This is a genomic window from Bacillus sp. 3G2, from assembly GCF_044324725.1.
GTDB lineage: Bacteria > Bacillota > Bacilli > Bacillales > Bacillaceae_G > Bacillus_A > Bacillus_A mobilis.
Map to the genome: position 1 here is coordinate 257501 of NZ_CP172246.1, position 22500 is coordinate 280000.

At 41.2% G+C, this 22500-nt stretch carries 14 protein-coding genes, 2 tRNA genes, 5 rRNA genes and 2 riboswitches (1 of these 23 running past the window's edge); of the genes, 18 read left to right on the forward strand and 3 right to left on the reverse strand.

Annotated features, from left to right (window positions below; genetic code table 11):
- The 8 genes from ACHZK0_RS01480 to tsaD form a co-directional block, all read left to right on the forward strand.
- A 23S ribosomal RNA gene (locus tag ACHZK0_RS01480) occupies positions 1-1545 on the forward strand (it extends 1377 nt beyond the left edge of the window).
- A 50-nt stretch (positions 1546-1595) separates the two neighbouring features.
- A 5S ribosomal RNA gene (gene rrf, locus ACHZK0_RS01485) occupies positions 1596-1711 on the forward strand.
- Positions 1712-1723: 12 nt separating this feature from the next.
- A tRNA-Met gene (locus tag ACHZK0_RS01490) sits at positions 1724-1800 on the forward strand.
- A gap of 3 nt (positions 1801-1803) precedes the next feature.
- Positions 1804-1879, forward strand: a tRNA-Asp gene (locus ACHZK0_RS01495).
- 174 nt (positions 1880-2053) lie between these two features.
- The gene (tsaE, locus tag ACHZK0_RS01500) at positions 2054-2527 is read left to right on the forward strand and encodes a tRNA (adenosine(37)-N6)-threonylcarbamoyltransferase complex ATPase subunit type 1 TsaE (protein WP_061679603.1); all 474 of its coding nucleotides are present in this window, start codon (positions 2054-2056) and stop codon (positions 2525-2527) included.
- Positions 2508-3200, forward strand: a complete 693-nt coding sequence (gene tsaB / locus ACHZK0_RS01505) for a tRNA (adenosine(37)-N6)-threonylcarbamoyltransferase complex dimerization subunit type 1 TsaB (RefSeq protein ID WP_000865762.1) — start codon at positions 2508-2510, stop codon at positions 3198-3200. The genes tsaE and tsaB overlap by 20 nt, the downstream gene beginning before the upstream one ends.
- 13 nt (positions 3201-3213) lie before the next feature.
- Positions 3214-3657 carry a ribosomal protein S18-alanine N-acetyltransferase gene (rimI, locus tag ACHZK0_RS01510; protein ID WP_000367199.1) on the forward strand — a complete coding sequence of 148 codons (444 nt, stop codon included), beginning with the start codon at positions 3214-3216 and terminating at the stop codon, positions 3655-3657.
- On the forward strand, positions 3657-4673 hold the full coding sequence (gene tsaD, locus ACHZK0_RS01515; protein WP_395761085.1) for a tRNA (adenosine(37)-N6)-threonylcarbamoyltransferase complex transferase subunit TsaD: 1017 nt from the start codon (positions 3657-3659) through the stop codon (positions 4671-4673). The genes rimI and tsaD overlap by 1 nt, the downstream gene beginning before the upstream one ends.
- Positions 4674-5093: 420 nt before the next feature.
- On the opposite strand, the gene ACHZK0_RS01520 is transcribed toward tsaD, so the two are convergent.
- Positions 5094-7028 carry an ABC-F family ATP-binding cassette domain-containing protein gene (locus ACHZK0_RS01520; protein ID WP_270607763.1) on the reverse strand — a complete coding sequence of 645 codons (1935 nt, stop codon included), beginning with the start codon at positions 7026-7028 and terminating at the stop codon, positions 5094-5096.
- Positions 7029-7215: 187 nt separating this feature from the next.
- Between ACHZK0_RS01520 and ACHZK0_RS01525 the strand changes: the two genes are divergently transcribed.
- The gene (locus tag ACHZK0_RS01525; protein WP_000372703.1) at positions 7216-7845 is read left to right on the forward strand and encodes a redox-sensing transcriptional repressor Rex; all 630 of its coding nucleotides are present in this window, start codon (positions 7216-7218) and stop codon (positions 7843-7845) included.
- Between the two features lie 29 nt (positions 7846-7874).
- On the opposite strand, the gene ACHZK0_RS01530 is transcribed toward ACHZK0_RS01525, so the two are convergent.
- Entirely contained in the window at positions 7875-8066 is a 192-nt protein-coding gene (locus ACHZK0_RS01530) for a YdiK family protein (RefSeq protein WP_001246201.1), read from the reverse strand.
- Entirely contained in the window at positions 8063-8812 is a 750-nt protein-coding gene (locus ACHZK0_RS01535) for a CPBP family intramembrane glutamic endopeptidase (RefSeq protein ID WP_071722019.1), read from the reverse strand. The genes ACHZK0_RS01530 and ACHZK0_RS01535 overlap by 4 nt, the downstream gene beginning before the upstream one ends.
- A 401-nt stretch (positions 8813-9213) precedes the next feature.
- On the opposite strand from ACHZK0_RS01535, the gene groES reads away from it, so the two are divergent.
- From groES to rrf (ACHZK0_RS01580), 9 genes are all read left to right on the forward strand, one after another.
- On the forward strand, positions 9214-9498 hold the full coding sequence (groES, locus tag ACHZK0_RS01540) for a co-chaperone GroES (RefSeq protein ID WP_000917306.1): 285 nt from the start codon (positions 9214-9216) through the stop codon (positions 9496-9498).
- Between the two features lie 38 nt (positions 9499-9536).
- On the forward strand, positions 9537-11171 hold the full coding sequence (groL, locus tag ACHZK0_RS01545) for a chaperonin GroEL (protein ID WP_262743114.1): 1635 nt from the start codon (positions 9537-9539) through the stop codon (positions 11169-11171).
- A 140-nt stretch (positions 11172-11311) separates the two neighbouring features.
- A riboswitch (purine riboswitch) is annotated at positions 11312-11413 on the forward strand.
- Between the two features lie 165 nt (positions 11414-11578).
- Positions 11579-13117: a glutamine-hydrolyzing GMP synthase gene (gene guaA, locus ACHZK0_RS01550; RefSeq protein ID WP_000743922.1), complete on the forward strand. Its 1539-nt coding sequence runs from the start codon at positions 11579-11581 to the stop codon at positions 13115-13117.
- A 152-nt stretch (positions 13118-13269) separates the two neighbouring features.
- Positions 13270-13371: riboswitch (purine riboswitch) on the forward strand.
- Positions 13372-13499: 128 nt separating this feature from the next.
- On the forward strand, positions 13500-14825 hold the full coding sequence (locus ACHZK0_RS01555; RefSeq protein ID WP_000833097.1) for an NCS2 family permease: 1326 nt from the start codon (positions 13500-13502) through the stop codon (positions 14823-14825).
- A 144-nt stretch (positions 14826-14969) separates the two neighbouring features.
- Positions 14970-15671, forward strand: coding sequence for a response regulator transcription factor (locus ACHZK0_RS01560; protein WP_262743113.1), 702 nt, complete (start codon positions 14970-14972; stop codon positions 15669-15671).
- Positions 15655-17160 carry a sensor histidine kinase gene (locus ACHZK0_RS01565; RefSeq protein WP_270344193.1) on the forward strand — a complete coding sequence of 502 codons (1506 nt, stop codon included), beginning with the start codon at positions 15655-15657 and terminating at the stop codon, positions 17158-17160. Before ACHZK0_RS01560 ends, ACHZK0_RS01565 begins: the two co-directional genes overlap by 17 nt.
- A gap of 294 nt (positions 17161-17454) precedes the next feature.
- Positions 17455-19006 (forward strand): 16S ribosomal RNA (locus tag ACHZK0_RS01570).
- 146 nt (positions 19007-19152) lie between these two features.
- Positions 19153-22074 (forward strand): 23S ribosomal RNA (locus ACHZK0_RS01575).
- Positions 22075-22123: 49 nt separating this feature from the next.
- Positions 22124-22239 (forward strand): 5S ribosomal RNA (gene rrf / locus ACHZK0_RS01580).
- The 16S, 23S and 5S rRNA genes sit together here, the layout of an rRNA operon.
- The last annotated feature ends 261 nt before the right edge of the window (positions 22240-22500 follow it).

Below are 22500 nucleotides of genomic sequence, written 5' to 3' on the forward strand. Positions count from 1 at the left end.
CAGGGTTAGTCAGGACCTAAGCCGAGGCCGACAGGCGTAGGCGATGGACAACAGGTTGATATTCCTGTACCACCTCTTTATCGTTTGAGCAATGGAGGGACGCAGAAGGATAGAAGAAGCGTGCGATTGGTTGTGCACGTCCAAGCAATTAGGCTGATAAGTAGGCAAATCCGCTTATCGTGAAGGCTGAGTTGTGATGGGGAAGCTCCTTATGGAGCGAAGTCTTTGATTCCCCGCTGCCAAGAAAAGCTTCTAGCGAGATAAAAGGTGCCTGTACCGCAAACCGACACAGGTAGGCGAGGAGAGAATCCTAAGGTGTGCGAGAGAACTCTGGTTAAGGAACTCGGCAAAATGACCCCGTAACTTCGGGAGAAGGGGTGCTTTCTTAACGGAAAGCCGCAGTGAATAGGCCCAAGCGACTGTTTAGCAAAAACACAGCTCTCTGCGAAGCCGTAAGGCGAAGTATAGGGGGTGACACCTGCCCGGTGCTGGAAGGTTAAGGAGAGGGGTTAGCGTAAGCGAAGCTCTGAACTGAAGCCCCAGTAAACGGCGGCCGTAACTATAACGGTCCTAAGGTAGCGAAATTCCTTGTCGGGTAAGTTCCGACCCGCACGAAAGGTGTAACGATTTGGGCACTGTCTCAACCAGAGACTCGGTGAAATTATAGTACCTGTGAAGATGCAGGTTACCCGCGACAGGACGGAAAGACCCCGTGGAGCTTTACTGTAGCCTGATATTGAATTTTGGTACAGTTTGTACAGGATAGGCGGGAGCCATTGAAACCGGAGCGCTAGCTTCGGTGGAGGCGCTGGTGGGATACCGCCCTGACTGTATTGAAATTCTAACCTACGGGTCTTATCGACCCGGGAGACAGTGTCAGGTGGGCAGTTTGACTGGGGCGGTCGCCTCCTAAAGTGTAACGGAGGCGCCCAAAGGTTCCCTCAGAATGGTTGGAAATCATTCGTAGAGTGCAAAGGCATAAGGGAGCTTGACTGCGAGACCTACAAGTCGAGCAGGGACGAAAGTCGGGCTTAGTGATCCGGTGGTTCCGCATGGAAGGGCCATCGCTCAACGGATAAAAGCTACCCCGGGGATAACAGGCTTATCTCCCCCAAGAGTCCACATCGACGGGGAGGTTTGGCACCTCGATGTCGGCTCATCGCATCCTGGGGCTGTAGTCGGTCCCAAGGGTTGGGCTGTTCGCCCATTAAAGCGGTACGCGAGCTGGGTTCAGAACGTCGTGAGACAGTTCGGTCCCTATCCGTCGTGGGCGTAGGAAATTTGAGAGGAGCTGTCCTTAGTACGAGAGGACCGGGATGGACGCACCGCTGGTGTACCAGTTGTTCTGCCAAGGGCATAGCTGGGTAGCTATGTGCGGAAGGGATAAGTGCTGAAAGCATCTAAGCATGAAGCCCCCCTCAAGATGAGATTTCCCATAGCGTAAGCTAGTAAGATCCCTGAAAGATGATCAGGTTGATAGGTTCGAGGTGGAAGCATGGTGACATGTGGAGCTGACGAATACTAATAGATCGAGGACTTAACCATATAATATGAAGCAAATGTTATCTAGTTTTGAAGGAATATACCTTCAATAGTCTGGTAATGATGGCAGAGAGGTCACACCCGTTCCCATACCGAACACGGAAGTTAAGCTCTCTAGCGCCGATGGTAGTTGGGACCTTGTCCCTGTGAGAGTAGGACGTTGCCAGGCTATTTATATCATCGCGGGGTGGAGCAGCACGGTAGCTCGTCGGGCTCATAACCCGAAGGTCGCAGGTTCAAATCCTGTCCCCGCAACCAAATGGTCCCGTGGTGTAGTGGTTAACATGCCTGCCTGTCACGCAGGAGATCGCCGGTTCGACCCCGGTCGGGACCGCCATTTTATATAAAGAAAAGAACGAAACATGTTGTTTCGTATTTTTTTATTTGTTTTAACAAAAAACTAATAAAGACAGTCAAACTATCCTTAGGAAAACTCCTAAGGACTTTTTTATATATTCAAAACCTGTATAATAAAGAGCAGAGAACATTGTGAGTAAAGTAGGTGAAGTCTGTGAGTAAATATGAAATAACAACAAAATCCTCTGAGGAAACACAAAGGTTATCAGAAAAACTAGGTGGACTTGTAGGGGCGCAAGATGTAATTATTTTAGAAGGAGATCTAGGGGCTGGTAAGACAACTTTTACAAAAGGACTAGCAAAAGGTCTTGGGGTGAAAAGAGTTGTAAATAGTCCTACCTTTAATATTATTAAAGAATATAAAGGGAGATTGCCGCTATATCATATGGACGTGTATCGCTTAGCTGAAAGTGAAGAGGACTTAGGTTTTGATGAGTATTTCTACGGTGAAGGAATTACCGTAGTAGAATGGGCTCATTTAATAGAAGCATTTTTACCAAATGAGAAGTTACAAATTAGTTTATTCCATGCTGGAGATGATACAAGGAAAATTGTACTCGAGCCAATTGGAGATCGATATATTAGATTATGTGAGGAGCTATTACAAGATGAAAGTACTAGCAATTGATACTTCAAATTACGTAATGGGTGTATCCCTTATTGAAGAAGGAAACGTAATTGGGGAAATCATTACAAACTTAACAAAAAACCATTCTGTACGTCTTATGCCAGCTGTAGAACAACTGTTAAAAGAATGCGGTGTAAAACCGAAAGAATTAACTAAAATCGTTGTAGCTGCTGGACCTGGATCATATACAGGTGTTCGCATAGGTGTGACAGCTGCCAAAACATTAGCTTGGTCACTTCAAATACCGATTGTAGGTGTATCAAGTTTAGAAGTAGTAGCTGCAAACGGAGCTAATTTTGATGGATTAATCTGTCCTTTATTCGATGGAAGACGTGGACAAATTTATACTGGGTTATATACATATGAAGGAGAGAATGTCACTTCTATAGAAGAAGACCGAATCATCCTTATTGTAGACTGGTTGCAAATGTTAAAAGATAAAGGCAAGCAGGTTTTATTTATTGGTAACGATGTTAAACTGCACAAAGAAACAATAATAGAACATTTAGGCGATCAAGCTGTATTTGCTCCTTTCACTAAAAATAACCCAAGACCAAGTGAATTAGCGTTCTTAGGATTGCAAAAAGAAGAACAAGATGTGCATTCATTTGTTCCTAGTTACCTTCGTTTAGCTGAGGCCGAAACAAAGTGGTTAGAAAGTCAAAACAAGTAGGGGTTTGCAGAAGATGGATATGATATTTAGAAAGATGGAACTCGATGATATCGCTCAAATTGTAGCTATTGAAGAAGCGTCTTTTTCAACTCCTTGGACTGCAGATGCCTTTCACCGTGAGTTAACGACGAATGAACATGCACATTATGTTGTGCTAGAAAAAGATGGTCGTGTAATTGGGTATTGTGGATTGTGGATAATTATTGATGAATCACATATAACAAATATAGCTATTTTGCCAGAATACAGAGGTCAAAAGCTAGGAGATGCTTTATTGAAAGAAGTTATTTCCGAAGCGAAAGATTTAGGGGTAAAAACGATGACACTTGAAGTACGTGTATCAAATGAAGTAGCAAAACAGTTATACAGAAAATACGGATTTCAAAATGGTGGAATTCGTAAACGATACTATGCAGACAATCAGGAAGATGGTCTCGTAATGTGGGTGAATATATAATGGAAAAAAATACAATTATACTTGGTATTGAAACAAGTTGTGATGAAACAGCAGTAGCGGTTGTTAAAAATGGAACGGAAATTATTGCAAACGTAGTTGCATCACAAATTGAAAGTCATAAACGTTTTGGCGGAGTTGTACCAGAGATTGCATCCCGTCATCATGTAGAAGAAATTACAGTTGTGTTAGAAGAAGCTTTAAAAGAAGCAAATATCACATTTGATGATATTGATGCAATTGCTGTAACAGAAGGACCTGGTCTAGTAGGAGCACTTTTAATAGGGGTAAATGCAGCGAAAGCAGTAGCTTTTGCACATGATATTCCTCTAGTTGGTGTTCATCATATCGCTGGTCATATTTATGCGAATCGTTTAGTAAAAGAAGTTCAATTCCCACTACTATCACTTGTTGTATCTGGTGGGCATACAGAGCTTGTTTATATGAAAGAGCATGGTTCATTCGAAGTGATTGGTGAAACGAGGGATGATGCAGCTGGAGAGGCATATGATAAAGTAGCTCGTACGTTATCTATGCCATATCCAGGTGGCCCTCATATTGATCGCCTTGCACATGAAGGAGAACCAACAATTGATTTGCCTCGTGCATGGCTAGAACCTGATTCGTATGATTTCAGTTTTAGTGGATTGAAATCAGCAGTTATCAACACTGTGCATAACGCAAAACAACGCGGGATAGAAATTGCACCGGAAGATTTAGCAGCAAGTTTCCAAGAAAGTGTAATAGATGTGCTTGTAACGAAAGCATCCCGTGCAGCAGAAGCGTATAACGTAAAGCAACTGCTTCTAGCTGGTGGAGTAGCTGCTAATAAAGGACTTCGTGCACGTTTAGAAGAAGAATTTGCACAAAAAGAAAATATTGAGCTAATTATCCCTCCAATATCTTTATGCACAGATAATGCGGCAATGATTGCGGCGGCAGGTACAATTGCATATGAACAAGGAAAACGTGCTACATTAGCTTTAAATGCAAATCCAGGATTAGATATTGAAGCATAGTTATACACAAAATTAACCACAGCTTGTGGATAAAACCCATATTATCTGTTGATAATGTGGGTTTTATTGTGTATATAAAATGTTGATAACTTTTTTGTTAATTGTTGATAATGTGGAAAAGTTATTTTGGGGTTTATTTTACAAAGGTGGATATGTGTATAAACTTGTGGATAAATCGGATGAAGTCTGACCTTTACGTGTATTCTTTTTCGGGAAATAAATAGCAAGAAGATATTTCTAAAAAACATTTTGAAATACGCTCTTAGGATAGAAGTTATTAACAATGTCAAACTTTGTCGGTAAATCGATATGTCGTGTCGAATTGTTTATACAATATGACGTTCATTCCAACTAGAAGACAAAAAGGATGTCGCATAGTCAAAAATCCCGACCTATGAGACATCCTTCTTATTCATACTCTTATAAATGTAATTCTTCCCATTCTGCCATACATGCATCAAGCTGCTCTTGTAGTGTTTGCTTTTTCGTTGTAATTTCACTAGCTTTTTCATAATCTGCATATATTTCTGGTAAGCAAAGTTGATCTTCTAACGTAGCAATTTCTTCTTCAAATTCGACAATATTTTGTTCTAGCTCCTCAATTTTTCGAGTGCGTTGACGTTCTAATTGTTTACGCTCTTTTTCTTCGAGATAATTTAATTTTTCTTGAGCTACAGTTTTTTGAACAGGCGCTTGGCTTTCTTGCTGTTCTTGTTGTTCAAATGCTGCGCGTTCAATCATTTCATTTTTCTTTTCAACGTAGTAATCGTAGTCCCCTAAATATTCCTGTGCACCTTCTGTTGATAACTCAACAACGGTCGTCGTTACACGATTAATAAAGTAGCGGTCATGTGAGACAAATAGAAGGGTGCCTGGATAATCAATTAAAGCATTTTCCAAAATCTCTTTACTATTTAAATCAAGATGGTTCGTAGGTTCATCAAGAATTAATAAATTCGATTTTTGCATCATAAGTTTTGCAAGAGCTAATCGAGCTTTTTGTCCACCACTAAGAGAAGATACTGGTTTTAGTACATCATCCCCGGTGAATAAGAAGTTACCTAATATCGTGCGAATTTCTTTTTCAGGCTGCAAGGGATATTCATCCCATAACTCATTTAAAACCCGCTTAGAAGATGTTAAGTTTGCTTGTTCTTGATCATAATAACCAACAGATACATTGGATCCGAAAGAAACATCACCATGTAATAGAGGTAACTTATTCACAAGTGATTTTAATAATGTGGATTTCCCGATTCCGTTTGGACCAACTAAAGCAACGCTATCCCCGCGAGTTAAGCGCATCGTTACATGTTCAATAATCGGATCCTCATCATAGCCGATAGTTGCATCCTTTACTTGTAAAACATCATTTCCACTTTGTTTTTCGATATCGAAGTGGAAGGAAGCTGACTTAGAATCACCTAATGGTCTTGTTAATAATTCCATTCGGTCTAATTGTTTACGACGGCTTTGGGCACGTTTTGTCGTAGATGCACGCGCTATATTTTTTTGAACGAAGTCCTCAAGCTTAGCGATTTCATCTTGTTGTTTTTCATAACGTTTCATTTCTTGCTCGTATAGCGCTGATTTTAAGTCTAAATATTTACTGTAGTTACCAACAAATCGTCTGCTTTCTTTATTCGAAATTTCATATACTTGTGTAACGAGTTTATCTAAGAAATAACGGTCATGGGAAACGATTAGTATTGCGCCAGGATAGCCTTGTAAATATTGTTCAAGCCATGTTAATGTTTCGATGTCTAAATGGTTTGTAGGCTCGTCCAAAATAAGTAGGTCTGGTTTCGTTAATAATAATTTACCTAGAGCTAATCGTGTCTTTTGTCCACCGCTTAATGTAGAAATCGTCGTCTGATGCGTTTCAACTGGGAAGCCAAGACCACTTAAAATCGAGCGAATATCTGCTTCGTACTGATAGCCGCCTTGATCTTTATAATCTAATTGTAATTGGTCATAATCAGCTAATAATCTTTCGTATGTAGCCTCGTTTGAAAAGTTTTCTTCTTTTCCCATCTCTTGCTCTAGCCTTCGAAGTTTTGTCTCCATTTGCTGCAAGTGTGTAAAGACGGTTAACATTTCATCCCAAATTGTTAAAGACGTTTCTAAGCCGGTATTCTGAGCTAAGTACCCGATTGAGACATCTTTCGGTTTTATAATTTCGCCACCATCATGAGATAGCTCACCAGCTATTATTTTTAATAATGTAGATTTTCCGGCTCCATTTCGTCCGACTAATGCAATACGATCTTTCGCTTGAACTTCCAATTTTATGTTTGCAAGAATCGTTTCTGCACCGTATAATTTCGAAAGCGCGTTTACTTGTAATAAAATCAATGTTTTCACCTCAAATAATTTCTTAACTTTGCCATGTTTATATTTCTCAATCATACTAAAAATAGTGTATAGTTTAAAATGAAGAGAGAATACTTCTTCTCTTTATTATACAGGGAAATTCATGAGTGCTAAACTTCTGTATTTGATTCAAGTATATGAATAAAGATAGGAAGAGAGGAGAGGTTATATGGATCAGCAAAAAATTCCACAGGCCACTGCCAAACGATTGCCTCTATACTATCGATTTATCCAAAACTTATCTCTTTCTGGTAAGCAACGTGTTTCATCAGCAGAATTGAGCGAGGCGGTAAAGGTTGATTCCGCAACGATTCGAAGAGATTTCTCATATTTTGGAGCGTTAGGGAAAAAAGGTTATGGATATAACGTAAATTATCTATTATCATTTTTCCGTGAAACACTCGACCAAGATGATATAACACGTGTAGCACTTATTGGAGTAGGTAATTTAGGGACCGCTTTCTTACATTATAATTTCACGAAAAACAATAATACAAAAATTGAAATGGCGTTTGACGTTAGTGAAGAGAAAGTCGGAACAGAAATCGGGGGCATTCCTGTATATCATTTAGATGAATTAGAAGAACGTTTATCAACTGATATACAAGTGGCAATATTAACAGTACCCGCTACAGTAGCACAATCTGTAGCAGATAGATTGGCAGAAACGAACGTGCATGGTATTTTAAATTTTACACCAGCGCGCTTAAATGTGTCAGACAATATAAGAATTCATCATATTGATTTAGCAGTAGAGTTACAAACACTTGTTTACTTTTTGAAGAATTATCCACAATAAAACGCAGAGGAAGCGACCTCTGCGTTTTATTATTGTTTTTTCTTTGTGAATTTAACTAAGATGAGGCGAAGTGCCAAATTAAAATCAATTGTTGCCATAACTGCAAATAGTATTGTCCACATATTCCAGATTGTATCTGTTACGTTCGTAATGGCGAAGCGTGTAAAGATACATCCTAGAAGGAAGTACAATGCAGCCATGAACAATGGTGAGTTTCTCATACTAAAAATCCTCCGATAAAGCCTTGCATTTTTTCAGCTTCTTTAATCATTTCTTGAATTTGTTCATTGCTCATTAAAACTTGAGCAACTGCAACTAATGTATTCATAGCAACATGAGCTGCGATAGGGACGATAATACGCTTCGTTTTTACATATAAAAAGGCGAACACGAGCCCCATAGAAGTGTATACCAATAAGTGAGTGAAATCAAAATGAATTGCTGCGAATACGAGAGAACTAATGATAGCAGCAATAAAGAAGTTAAACTTCTTATAAAGTGTACCAAATAAAATTTTTCTAAATACGATTTCTTCCAAGATAGGTCCTATTATAGAGATGACGATAAGGAACCAAGGTGTCGTTCTAGCGATATCCATAAGTCTCGCTGTATTTTCTGATCCAGGTTTAATTCCTAATAAACGCATTTCTATCATACCGGCAATACTTTGCGAGAAAAATGCTAAGAAGAATCCGATAAAAATCCAACCAATCGTAGCTGGAATAGAAGAACGCGTTGTATCTAAACGTCTGTCGCGAATATCTGTTCTAAGTAACCAAAGTACGATACATAATGCAATAAAGAAGCTAATGATTGCCCAGTGGCCAGTTATGAGCTGGAATTTCTCTTCTCTAGTAAATCCCCTGTTATCATAAAGTCCAGTTTTCAGGAGAAGTGGTAATCCAGCGATGGATGATAACTGCATTAAAATGTATGTAACGATAACCCACCAATATTGTTTTTTCAAATGGTTTAACCATCCTTTCTAACTCTAGTGTATGAGATAAGGTAGGATAACATGTAAATATGCTACCTACGATATAAACCTCGCGTAAATTATGTTTTTTTCGTAAATCCGTATTTGAAATTATAATAGAAGACAGGAGAAAGTTGTGTGTATAGCGAAAACAACTTAGGGTGTCCTTTCATATTGTAACATACGAGTAGTGGAAACAACGATTCATATAGTAAAGGTAGAAGAAGAGGGACTCTATATAGAAAAGTGTATAGCTAAATTTGCGAAAAAATTATGATTTTTTTACTTGCAAAAGAAATTGAGATTATTTATTATTATAAGTGTGTTAGCACTCGAGTGACTTGAGTGCTAATAAATAAAATTTACATAACAAAATGAGGAGGTTATTGTTCATGCTAAAGCCATTAGGTGATCGCGTTGTAATTGAGCTTGTTCAAGCAGAAGAAAAAACAGCAAGTGGTATTGTATTACCAGACACTGCAAAAGAAAAACCACAAGAGGGTAAAGTTATTGCAGTAGGTACTGGTAGAGTGCTTGAAAATGGTGAGCGTGTTGCTTTAGAGGTAGCAGCAGGTGATCTTATCATCTTCTCAAAATATGCAGGTACTGAAGTGAAATACGAAGGTACTGACTACTTGATTTTACGTGAAAGTGACATTTTAGCAGTTATCGGTTAATTATATAAATCTTAAAAAATCCAAGGGGGTCAATTATTATGGCAAAAGATATTAAATTTAGTGAAGAAGCACGTCGTTCGATGCTTCGCGGTGTCGACACTCTTGCAAACGCAGTAAAAGTAACACTTGGACCAAAAGGTCGTAACGTTGTACTTGAGAAAAAATTCGGTTCACCACTTATTACAAATGACGGTGTAACAATCGCAAAAGAAATCGAATTAGAAGATGCATTCGAAAACATGGGTGCAAAATTAGTAGCAGAAGTTGCTAGCAAAACAAATGATGTAGCTGGTGACGGAACAACAACTGCAACTGTATTAGCACAAGCTATGATTCGTGAAGGTCTTAAAAACGTAACAGCTGGTGCGAACCCAATGGGTCTTCGTAAAGGTATCGAAAAAGCTGTTACTGCTGCAATTGCAGAATTAAAAGAGATTTCTAAACCAATCGAAGGTAAATCTTCTATCGCACAAGTAGCTGCTATTTCTGCGGCTGACGAAGAAGTAGGTCAATTAATCGCTGAAGCAATGGAGCGCGTTGGTAACGACGGTGTTATTACTTTAGAAGAATCTAAAGGATTCACAACAGAATTAGACGTAGTAGAAGGTATGCAATTTGATCGTGGATATGCATCTCCTTACATGATTACTGATTCTGACAAAATGGAAGCAGTTCTTGATAACCCATACATCTTAATCACTGACAAAAAGATTTCTAACATTCAAGAAATCTTACCAGTATTAGAGCAAGTGGTACAACAAGGTAAACCACTTCTTATCATTGCTGAAGATGTAGAAGGCGAAGCTTTAGCTACATTAGTAGTGAACAAACTTCGTGGTACATTCAATGTAGTAGCTGTTAAAGCTCCTGGATTTGGTGACCGTCGTAAAGCAATGCTAGAAGATATCGCAATCTTAACTGGTGGCGAAGTAATCACTGAAGAATTAGGCCGTGACTTAAAATCTGCTACAATTGAATCTTTAGGACGCGCTGGTAAAGTTGTTGTAACGAAAGAAAACACAACTGTAGTTGAAGGTATCGGAAATACACAACAAATCGAAGCTCGCATCGGTCAAATCCGTGCGCAATTAGAAGAAACTACTTCTGAATTCGATCGTGAAAAATTACAAGAGCGTCTTGCAAAACTTGCAGGTGGCGTAGCAGTAATTAAAGTAGGTGCAGCAACTGAAACTGAGTTAAAAGAGCGCAAACTTCGCATTGAAGATGCACTTAACTCAACTCGTGCAGCAGTAGAAGAAGGTATTGTTGCAGGTGGTGGTACTTCACTTATGAACGTATACACGAAAGTAGCTTCTATCGTAGCTGAAGGCGACGAAGCAACAGGTATCAACATCGTACTTCGCGCGCTAGAAGAGCCAGTTCGTCAAATCGCAATCAACGCTGGTCTAGAAGGATCTGTAGTTGTAGAGCGTCTAAAAGGCGAAAAAGTAGGCGTTGGTTTCAACGCAGCTACTGGCGAGTGGGTTAACATGCTTGAAACTGGTATCGTAGATCCAGCTAAAGTAACTCGTTCTGCACTTCAAAACGCAGCATCTGTTGCAGCTATGTTCTTAACAACTGAAGCTGTAGTTGCTGACAAGCCAGAACCAAATGCACCAGCAATGCCTGACATGGGCGGCATGGGCATGGGCGGTATGGGCGGAATGATGTAATTCCGTTTGCCCTAAAAAACATCCATTTCTATATAGAAATGGATGTTTTTTTATTTTTTTTAGAAAAGGAATTTAATTTCTGTAGAATTTTGTCGCTTTCTCTCTTGACCATACCGATACTTCATTGTTAGAATCTAGGAAGATAATATAAAACGATCCTTCATATATCCTCAAAGATAAGGTTTGAGAGTCTCTACCGGGTTACCGTAAACAACCTGACTATGAAGGCAGTGTGTCTTATATTTATAAAGAGCGGAAGACTATCTTTCTTTATAAAGCCAGACCCCTGCCTTTTCTTTGTTATGAGACTAGAGGCGGAGGACTGGCTTTTTTTATTATATTAGTAATGCTTTTTGCCAAATTGGTGAAAATATTTATATACGAGAACTAACGTTGGGGTGATTATTTTGAAGAAGCAGCATGATACAATTATCGTTTTAGATTTTGGGAGTCAGTACAATCAGTTAATAGCACGTCGAATTCGTGAGTTCGGTGTATACAGTGAACTTCATCCACATACAATTACTGCGGAAGAAATTAAAGCAATGAATCCAAAAGGGATTATCTTCTCTGGTGGACCAAATAGTGTATACGGTGAAGGCGCATTACATTGTGATGAAAAAATCTTTGAACTAGGATTACCGATCTTCGGTATTTGTTACGGTATGCAGCTTATGACACAACACTTCGGTGGTAAAGTAGAACGTGCAAATCACCGTGAGTACGGAAAAGCTGTTCTTAAAGTAGAGAACGAATCAAAATTATATACGAACCTTCCAGAAGAGCAAGTTGTATGGATGAGCCATGGCGACTTAGTAACTGGTTTACCTGAAGGATTCGTAGTAGATGCAACAAGTGAGTCTTGTCCAATTGCTGGTATGAGCAATGAAGAGCAAAACTTATACGGTGTACAATTCCACCCAGAAGTACGTCATTCTGAGCATGGTAACGATTTAATTAAAAACTTCGTATTCGGCGCATGTGGTTGTTCTGAAGGATGGAACATGGAGAACTTTATCGAAGTAGAATTAGAGAAAATCCGTGAAACTGTTGGAGACAAAAAAGTACTATGTGCACTTAGCGGCGGTGTAGACTCTTCTGTTGTAGCAGTATTAATTCATAAAGCAATCGGCGACCAATTAACATGTATTTTCGTTGACCACGGTTTACTTCGTAAAGGTGAAGCAGAAGGCGTTATGAAAACATTCAGTGAAGGTTTCCACATGAACGTTATTAAAGTGGATGCACAAGAACGCTTCATGAACAAGTTAAAAGGTGTAGAAGATCCAGAACAAAAACGTAAAATCATTGGTAATGAATTTATTTACGTATTTGATGATGAAGCTTCTAAATTACAAGGTATGGACTTCTTAGCACAAGGTACACTTTACACAGACATCGTTGAAAGTGGTACAGCAACTGCACAAACAATTAAATCTCACCATAACGTTGGTGGACTTCCAGAAGACATGCAGTTCAAATTAATTGAGCCTTTAAACACGTTATTTAAAGATGAAGTACGTGTATTAGGATCAGAACTAGGAATTCCTGATGAAATCGTATGGCGTCAACCATTCCCAGGCCCTGGTCTTGGTATTCGTGTATTAGGTGAAATCACAGAAGAGAAATTAGAAATCGTTCGTGAATCTGATGCGATTTTACGTGAAGAAATTATAAAAGCGGGATTAGACCGCGAAATCTGGCAATACTTCACTGCGCTTCCTGGTATGCGTAGCGTAGGTGTTATGGGTGACGAGCGTACTTATGATTACACAGTAGGTATCCGTGCAGTAACATCTATCGACGGTATGACAGCTGACTGGGCACGTATTCCTTGGGACGTATTAGAGAAAATCTCTGTACGTATCGTAAACGAAGTAAAACACGTTAACCGTATCGTGTATGATGTAACGAGTAAGCCACCAGCAACTATTGAGTGGGAATAGTATTATAAAAAAGATCCATCTATCGTTTATGTATAGATGGATCTTTTTGTTTTTACCATTAATACGAACGAAAATACAAAAGTTTATAAAAATGTTCGTTTTTAAATTGACAAAATCACCTCATCGAGTTAATATGAGTATGTAATTCAAACGAAAAGTGAATATTATGCCGTCGTATAATATCGGGGATATGGCCCGAAAGTTTCTACCTAGCTACCGTAAATGGCTTGACTACGAGGCGTTTTGATAAAGATGAGGGGAAACTTGTCTTTATTCATAGAACGCTTCCATGTATATGCAATGGAAGCCTTTTTTATTTTTAATAGATAAAAGAGGGCTAGGGAGATTACGGCGAGTAATCATATAACGGGGGAAACGTAAGATGAAACGCTATTTTCAGTTTGATGAACTCGGTACAAATTATAAAACAGAGTTCATAGCAGGTTTAACGACATTTTTATCTATGGCTTATGTACTATTTGTCAATCCTGCTACACTGTCACTTGGAAATGTTAAAGGGTTACCAGCAGGTACAGGAATGGATCCAGGTGCAGTATTCGTTGCTACAGCATTAGCAGCAGCGATTGGTTCGTTAATTATGGGGATATTCGCGAAGTATCCGATTGCTTTGGCACCGGGTATGGGAATTAACGCATTCTTTGCTTATACGGCAGTGTTAACGATGGGTATTCCGTGGCAAACAGCAATTGCTGGAACATTAATGTCAGGTATTATCTTTATTATTCTTACAGCTTCAGGTATTCGTGAAAAAATCATTAATGCTATTCCATCAGAGTTAAAGTTTGCAGTAGCGGCAGGTATCGGATTATTCATTGCCTTCCTTGGATTCCAAAATGCCGGAATTATCGTGAAAAATGATGCTGTTCTTGTTGGGTTGGGGGATTTAACAAAGGGCACAACGTTACTAGCGATCTTCGGGGTTGTTACGACAATCATCTTCATGATTAAGAAAGTTAATGGTGCAGTGTTCTACGGTATGATTCTTACAGCAATCTTAGGAGTAGCAACAGGATTAATTGATACTCCGAAAGCTGTAGTGGGAGCAATACCGAGTTTAGAACCAACGTTCGGTGTGGCATTAACGCACTTCGGAGATATTTTCACTGTTCAAATGGTGATTGTTATTATAACGTTCTTCTTCATTGATTTCTTTGATACAGCAGGTACACTTGTAGCGGTTGCGAATCAAGCTGGATTAATGAAGAACAATAAATTACCACGTGCAGGAAAAGCGTTATTCGCAGATGCGATTGCAACTGTAATCGGTGCGATCTTAGGTACATCAACAACAACGTCTTACATTGAATCTTCTGCAGGGGTAGCAGCGGGTGGACGTTCTGGATTTACGGCAGTTGTAACAGCAGGATTCTTCTTGCTGGCACTATTCTTCTCACCATTATTAAGTGTTGTAACACCAGCTGTAACGGCACCAGCTTTAATTATTGTAGGAATCTTAATGGTTTCATCTTTAGGCGAAATTGATTGGAAGAAATTCGAGATTGCAGTACCAGCATTCTTTACAATCATTTCAATGCCGCTTACGTATAGTATTGCAACAGGGATTGCAATCGGATTTATCTTCTATCCAATTACAATGGTAGTAAGTGGTCGCCGCAAAGAGATTCATCCAATTATGTATGTTATGGGAGTTTTATTCGTACTATATTTCATCTACGTTCGTAAATAAAAGGGGTTTTTGAAAGGTCTAGACTTAAGGGGAGTCTAGACCTTTTTTGCGTCTTCAGAAAATCTTAAGGATTTCCGAGCGTTTTTCTTCAGAAGTTTTCCTATAATAGAAGTTAGGGATTAAAAAAGTGATGGGGGAGATATTGTGGCAACCGAAACAATACTTGTCGTAGATGATGAAAAAGAAATTAGGAATCTTATTACAATCTATTTAAAGAATGAAGGATATAAAGTGTTGCAAGCAGGGGACGGAGAAGAAGGATTACGTTTACTAGAAGAAAATGAAGTACATCTAGTCGTATTAGATATTATGATGCCAAAAATAGATGGTATTCACATGTGTATGAAAGTAAGAGAATCGAAAGAAATGCCGATTATTATGCTTTCTGCGAAAACGCAAGATATGGACAAAATTTTAGGATTAACTACAGGTGCAGATGATTACGTAACGAAACCATTTAACCCGCTAGAGTTAATCGCAAGGATTAAATCTCAGTTACGTCGTTATATGAAGATGAATGGTTTTGCTATTCAAAATGAGGACGAGTTAGAAATTGGAGAGATGAAAATAAATATCTCAACCCATAAAGTTATTGTGGATGGAGAAGAAGTGAAACTGACTCCGAGGGAATTTTCGATTTTAGAATTACTAGCTCGTAATCCTGGGATGGTCTTTAGCGCGGAACAAATTTATGAAAAGGTTTGGAACGAAAGGTCTTTCCAGTCGGATAACACGGTAATGGTTCATATTCGGAAAGTGCGTGAAAAGATTGAAGAGAATCCAAGGAAGCCGATATATATAAAAACAGTATGGGGAGTGGGGTATAAGATTGAAAAAGATATTTAATCCATTTACTTATGTTAGGAAAATTCGAGAATTAATTGGAAAGATAGTGAAGAGTGTGAAACGGAGTATACGAATTCAACTTATTACTGCGTTTACTGCTTGTGCGTTATTAGGGCTTTTTTTTGCAAAGGGAGCAGCACCTTTTTTTGAGAATGCGAATCGGCAGGCGACAATAGATTATGGGTCTGGTATGAGAGAAATTCATCAACAAGCTCAAAGTGTGGCGAATAGTTCAGTTCACGAAAATAAATTAGAAGCTATATCCGATATGATCGAAAGGGAGAACCAAAATTTAGAACGAGGATCTAGAGCTTTAAAAGTACTGGTTACTGACGAGAGCGGCAAAGTTGTATATAAGACGAAGCAGGCACAAGAAGAACAAATTGATTTGCATAATACAATTCGTAATGCAGCATCATTTGCAATCAACTATTCAAATGGCCAAGATGCATTTGAAAATACAAGAAAAGAATTTATAGCTTTTGCACCTATTACAATAGGAGATAAGAATTTATACATGTTTGTTAGTGGGATTCCGGGAGGTGAAGTGAGATATCATACGCAAGAAGGGCCGTTTCCATTTTTCATAGGTGTACTCGTATTTATTTTCTCTTTCTTCTATATAACAAAGAGAAAGATGAAGCAAATTGAAGCTATGGCACAAGGTGTAAAGGAAATAGAAAAAGGCAACTTAGCGTATCGTATTGAGAAGAAAGGTGAGGACGAAATTGCGTCTTTAACTGAGAATATTAATAATATGGCAGAAGAGCTTATGAATAATATAGAAAAGGAACGTAAATTAGAGAAGCAAAAGAACGAGCTTATTACGAATGTATCTCACGATTTGCGTACACCACTTACTTCTATTATGGGTTACTTGCGATTACTTCGAGATTCTAAATATGAAAATAAAGAACAACATGATGAATATACGAGAATTGCTTTTGCGAAGTCGGAGCAGTTAAAGAATTTAATAGAAGATTTATTTGAGTATACGAAGTTAACAAATGAGCAAGTTATATTAGAAAAACAAGAGGTTTGTATAAATGAGTTATTGGAGCAATTAATAGAAGAGTTAGTACCGCAAGCAGAAGAGCATGGACTTACGTTTGTTAAGAAGTTTCCTGAGGAACGTGCCTATGCAGCGGTTGATTCGGAAAAGATGGTTCGTGTATTTGATAATTTATTAATGAACGCGATTAAGTATAGTAAAGATGATGGGGAGATAAAAGTTTCTCTTCAAAGGCAGCGCCGGGAAATACAAATTGTAATTGCGAATCATAGTGAAGAGTTTACGAGAGAAGAGTTAGGGAGTTTGTTTGAACGTTTTTATAAGAAAGATCAATCCCGAAGTAGAGTAACGGAAGGATCGGGACTTGGATTGGCAATTGCGAAAAGTATTGTTGAATTACAAGATGGTAGTATTCGAGCTGAATATAAGGATGGCACTATTCATTTTATCGTCTCGTTACCAATTATAGAAAAATAATAAATGAATAGAGTGCTATATGATAAAAAGGCTTATTTTAAAAGAAATAAGCCTTTTTATATTTTTTTAGAAAAACATGTTGACGATTGTAGGTTAGAGGTGTAATATAGGACAAGTCGCCGATGCAATAACGCAGAACGCGGCAAACGAAATGAAAAACTTAGTTGACATTGAAAGATGAAGATGTTAACATAAGGGAGTCGCAAATGAGCGACCAAGTAGTTCTTTGAAAACTGAACGAAACAAACAACGTGAAACGTCAATTTTTATTTTTAGATGCTAGACAAACTAACTTTATTGGAGAGTTTGATCCTGGCTCAGGATGAACGCTGGCGGCGTGCCTAATACATGCAAGTCGAGCGAATGGATTAAGAGCTTGCTCTTATGAAGTTAGCGGCGGACGGGTGAGTAACACGTGGGTAACCTGCCCATAAGACTGGGATAACTCCGGGAAACCGGGGCTAATACCGGATAATATTTTGAACTGCATGGTTCGAAATTGAAAGGCGGCTTCGGCTGTCACTTATGGATGGACCCGCGTCGCATTAGCTAGTTGGTGAGGTAACGGCTCACCAAGGCAACGATGCGTAGCCGACCTGAGAGGGTGATCGGCCACACTGGGACTGAGACACGGCCCAGACTCCTACGGGAGGCAGCAGTAGGGAATCTTCCGCAATGGACGAAAGTCTGACGGAGCAACGCCGCGTGAGTGATGAAGGCTTTCGGGTCGTAAAACTCTGTTGTTAGGGAAGAACAAGTGCTAGTTGAATAAGCTGGCACCTTGACGGTACCTAACCAGAAAGCCACGGCTAACTACGTGCCAGCAGCCGCGGTAATACGTAGGTGGCAAGCGTTATCCGGAATTATTGGGCGTAAAGCGCGCGCAGGTGGTTTCTTAAGTCTGATGTGAAAGCCCACGGCTCAACCGTGGAGGGTCATTGGAAACTGGGAGACTTGAGTGCAGAAGAGGAAAGTGGAATTCCATGTGTAGCGGTGAAATGCGTAGAGATATGGAGGAACACCAGTGGCGAAGGCGACTTTCTGGTCTGTAACTGACACTGAGGCGCGAAAGCGTGGGGAGCAAACAGGATTAGATACCCTGGTAGTCCACGCCGTAAACGATGAGTGCTAAGTGTTAGAGGGTTTCCGCCCTTTAGTGCTGAAGTTAACGCATTAAGCACTCCGCCTGGGGAGTACGGCCGCAAGGCTGAAACTCAAAGGAATTGACGGGGGCCCGCACAAGCGGTGGAGCATGTGGTTTAATTCGAAGCAACGCGAAGAACCTTACCAGGTCTTGACATCCTCTGAAAACCCTAGAGATAGGGCTTCTCCTTCGGGAGCAGAGTGACAGGTGGTGCATGGTTGTCGTCAGCTCGTGTCGTGAGATGTTGGGTTAAGTCCCGCAACGAGCGCAACCCTTGATCTTAGTTGCCATCATTAAGTTGGGCACTCTAAGGTGACTGCCGGTGACAAACCGGAGGAAGGTGGGGATGACGTCAAATCATCATGCCCCTTATGACCTGGGCTACACACGTGCTACAATGGACGGTACAAAGAGCTGCAAGACCGCGAGGTGGAGCTAATCTCATAAAACCGTTCTCAGTTCGGATTGTAGGCTGCAACTCGCCTACATGAAGCTGGAATCGCTAGTAATCGCGGATCAGCATGCCGCGGTGAATACGTTCCCGGGCCTTGTACACACCGCCCGTCACACCACGAGAGTTTGTAACACCCGAAGTCGGTGGGGTAACCTTTTTGGAGCCAGCCGCCTAAGGTGGGACAGATGATTGGGGTGAAGTCGTAACAAGGTAGCCGTATCGGAAGGTGCGGCTGGATCACCTCCTTTCTATGGAGAATTGATGAACGCTGTTCATCAATATAAGTTTCCGTGTTTCGTTTTGTTCAGTTTTGAGAGAACTATCTCTCATATATAAATGTATGTTCTTTGAAAACTAGATAACAGTGTAGCTCATATTTTTTAATTTTTAGTTTGGTTAAGTTAGAAAGGGCGCACGGTGGATGCCTTGACACTAGGAGTCGATGAAGGACGGGACTAACGCCGATATGCTTCGGGGAGCTGTAAGTAAGCTTTGATCCGAAGATTTCCGAATGGGGAAACCCACCATACGTAATGGTATGGTATCCTTACCTGAATACATAGGGTAAGGAAGACAGACCCAGGGAACTGAAACATCTAAGTACCTGGAGGAAGAGAAAGCAAATGCGATTTCCTGAGTAGCGGCGAGCGAAACGGAACATAGCCCAAACCAAGAGGCTTGCCTCTTGGGGTTGTAGGACATTCTATACGGAGTTACAAAGGAACGAGGTAGACGAAGCGACCTGGAAAGGTCCGTCGTAGAGGGTAACAACCCCGTAGTCGAAACTTCGTTCTCTCTTGAATGTATCCTGAGTACGGCGGAACACGTGAAATTCCGTCGGAATCTGGGAGGACCATCTCCCAAGGCTAAATACTCCCTAGTGATCGATAGTGAACCAGTACCGTGAGGGAAAGGTGAAAAGCACCCCGGAAGGGGAGTGAAAGAGATCCTGAAACCGTGTGCCTACAAATAGTCAGAGCCCGTTAATGGGTGATGGCGTGCCTTTTGTAGAATGAACCGGCGAGTTACGATCCCGTGCGAGGTTAAGCTGAAGAGGCGGAGCCGCAGCGAAAGCGAGTCTGAATAGGGCGTTTAGTACGTGGTCGTAGACCCGAAACCAGGTGATCTACCCATGTCCAGGGTGAAGTTCAGGTAACACTGAATGGAGGCCCGAACCCACGCACGTTGAAAAGTGCGGGGATGAGGTGTGGGTAGCGGAGAAATTCCAATCGAACCTGGAGATAGCTGGTTCTCCCCGAAATAGCTTTAGGGCTAGCCTTAAGTGTAAGAGTCTTGGAGGTAGAGCACTGATTGAACTAGGGGTCCTCATCGGATTACCGAATTCAGTCAAACTCCGAATGCCAATGACTTATCCTTAGGAGTCAGACTGCGAGTGATAAGATCCGTAGTCAAGAGGGAAACAGCCCAGATCGCCAGCTAAGGTCCCAAAGTGTGTATTAAGTGGAAAAGGATGTGGAGTTGCTTAGACAACTAGGATGTTGGCTTAGAAGCAGCCACCATTTAAAGAGTGCGTAATAGCTCACTAGTCGAGTGACTCTGCGCCGAAAATGTACCGGGGCTAAATACACCACCGAAGCTGCGAATTGATACCAATGGTATCAGTGGTAGGGGAGCGTTCTAAGTGCAGTGAAGTCAGACCGGAAGGACTGGTGGAGCGCTTAGAAGTGAGAATGCCGGTATGAGTAGCGAAAGACGGGTGAGAATCCCGTCCACCGAATGCCTAAGGTTTCCTGAGGAAGGCTCGTCCGCTCAGGGTTAGTCAGGACCTAAGCCGAGGCCGACAGGCGTAGGCGATGGACAACAGGTTGATATTCCTGTACCACCTCTTTATCGTTTGAGCAATGGAGGGACGCAGAAGGATAGAAGAAGCGTGCGATTGGTTGTGCACGTCCAAGCAATTAGGCTGATAAGTAGGCAAATCCGCTTATCGTGAAGGCTGAGTTGTGATGGGGAAGCTCCTTATGGAGCGAAGTCTTTGATTCCCCGCTGCCAAGAAAAGCTTCTAGCGAGATAAAAGGTGCCTGTACCGCAAACCGACACAGGTAGGCGAGGAGAGAATCCTAAGGTGTGCGAGAGAACTCTGGTTAAGGAACTCGGCAAAATGACCCCGTAACTTCGGGAGAAGGGGTGCTTTCTTAACGGAAAGCCGCAGTGAATAGGCCCAAGCGACTGTTTAGCAAAAACACAGCTCTCTGCGAAGCCGTAAGGCGAAGTATAGGGGGTGACACCTGCCCGGTGCTGGAAGGTTAAGGAGAGGGGTTAGCGTAAGCGAAGCTCTGAACTGAAGCCCCAGTAAACGGCGGCCGTAACTATAACGGTCCTAAGGTAGCGAAATTCCTTGTCGGGTAAGTTCCGACCCGCACGAAAGGTGTAACGATTTGGGCACTGTCTCAACCAGAGACTCGGTGAAATTATAGTACCTGTGAAGATGCAGGTTACCCGCGACAGGACGGAAAGACCCCGTGGAGCTTTACTGTAGCCTGATATTGAATTTTGGTACAGTTTGTACAGGATAGGCGGGAGCCATTGAAACCGGAGCGCTAGCTTCGGTGGAGGCGCTGGTGGGATACCGCCCTGACTGTATTGAAATTCTAACCTACGGGTCTTATCGACCCGGGAGACAGTGTCAGGTGGGCAGTTTGACTGGGGCGGTCGCCTCCTAAAGTGTAACGGAGGCGCCCAAAGGTTCCCTCAGAATGGTTGGAAATCATTCGTAGAGTGCAAAGGCATAAGGGAGCTTGACTGCGAGACCTACAAGTCGAGCAGGGACGAAAGTCGGGCTTAGTGATCCGGTGGTTCCGCATGGAAGGGCCATCGCTCAACGGATAAAAGCTACCCCGGGGATAACAGGCTTATCTCCCCCAAGAGTCCACATCGACGGGGAGGTTTGGCACCTCGATGTCGGCTCATCGCATCCTGGGGCTGTAGTCGGTCCCAAGGGTTGGGCTGTTCGCCCATTAAAGCGGTACGCGAGCTGGGTTCAGAACGTCGTGAGACAGTTCGGTCCCTATCCGTCGTGGGCGTAGGAAATTTGAGAGGAGCTGTCCTTAGTACGAGAGGACCGGGATGGACGCACCGCTGGTGTACCAGTTGTTCTGCCAAGGGCATAGCTGGGTAGCTATGTGCGGAAGGGATAAGTGCTGAAAGCATCTAAGCATGAAGCCCCCCTCAAGATGAGATTTCCCATAGCGTAAGCTAGTAAGATCCCTGAAAGATGATCAGGTTGATAGGTTCGAGGTGGAAGCATGGTGACATGTGGAGCTGACGAATACTAATAGATCGAGGACTTAACCATATAATATGTAGCAAATGTTATCTAGTTTTGAAGGAATATGCCTTCATAGTTTGGTGATGATGGCAGAGAGGTCACACCCGTTCCCATACCGAACACGGAAGTTAAGCTCTCTAGCGCCGATGGTAGTTGGGACCTTGTCCCTGTGAGAGTAGGACGTCGCCAAGCAATTGTAAGACGAGTCAGTATGACTCGTCTTTTTTGTGTTTTAAACTTTTTATCCCGCGTTAACGTCCGATTGGTTCAACTAATAATCAGTGGGGGATGAACAAAACCCCCACTGATTAAAGTTTCACTTTATCAGCCTCAAGTAAGTAATCCTTATTCTTTTAATCCCTTCATATTCATTTTCTTTCATTATTTTTGATGTGTAGTTTAAGATTTTCTATTTTATTTTTTGTAGAAGCGATCTGTCGGTATGGTAAAATA

Coding starts and splice junctions, on each gene's coding strand:
- tsaB (WP_000865762.1), top strand. CDS start 2,508: ATGAAAGTACTAGCAATTGATACTTCAAATTACGTAATGGGTGTATCC.
- rimI (WP_000367199.1), top strand. CDS start 3,214: ATGGATATGATATTTAGAAAGATGGAACTCGATGATATCGCTCAAATT.
- tsaD (WP_395761085.1), top strand. CDS start 3,657: ATGGAAAAAAATACAATTATACTTGGTATTGAAACAAGTTGTGATGAA.
- ACHZK0_RS01525 (WP_000372703.1), top strand. CDS start 7,216: ATGGATCAGCAAAAAATTCCACAGGCCACTGCCAAACGATTGCCTCTA.
- ACHZK0_RS01530 (WP_001246201.1), bottom strand. CDS start 8,066: ATGAGAAACTCACCATTGTTCATGGCTGCATTGTACTTCCTTCTAGGA.
- groES (WP_000917306.1), top strand. CDS start 9,214: ATGCTAAAGCCATTAGGTGATCGCGTTGTAATTGAGCTTGTTCAAGCA.
- groL (WP_262743114.1), top strand. CDS start 9,537: ATGGCAAAAGATATTAAATTTAGTGAAGAAGCACGTCGTTCGATGCTT.
- ACHZK0_RS01555 (WP_000833097.1), top strand. CDS start 13,500: ATGAAACGCTATTTTCAGTTTGATGAACTCGGTACAAATTATAAAACA.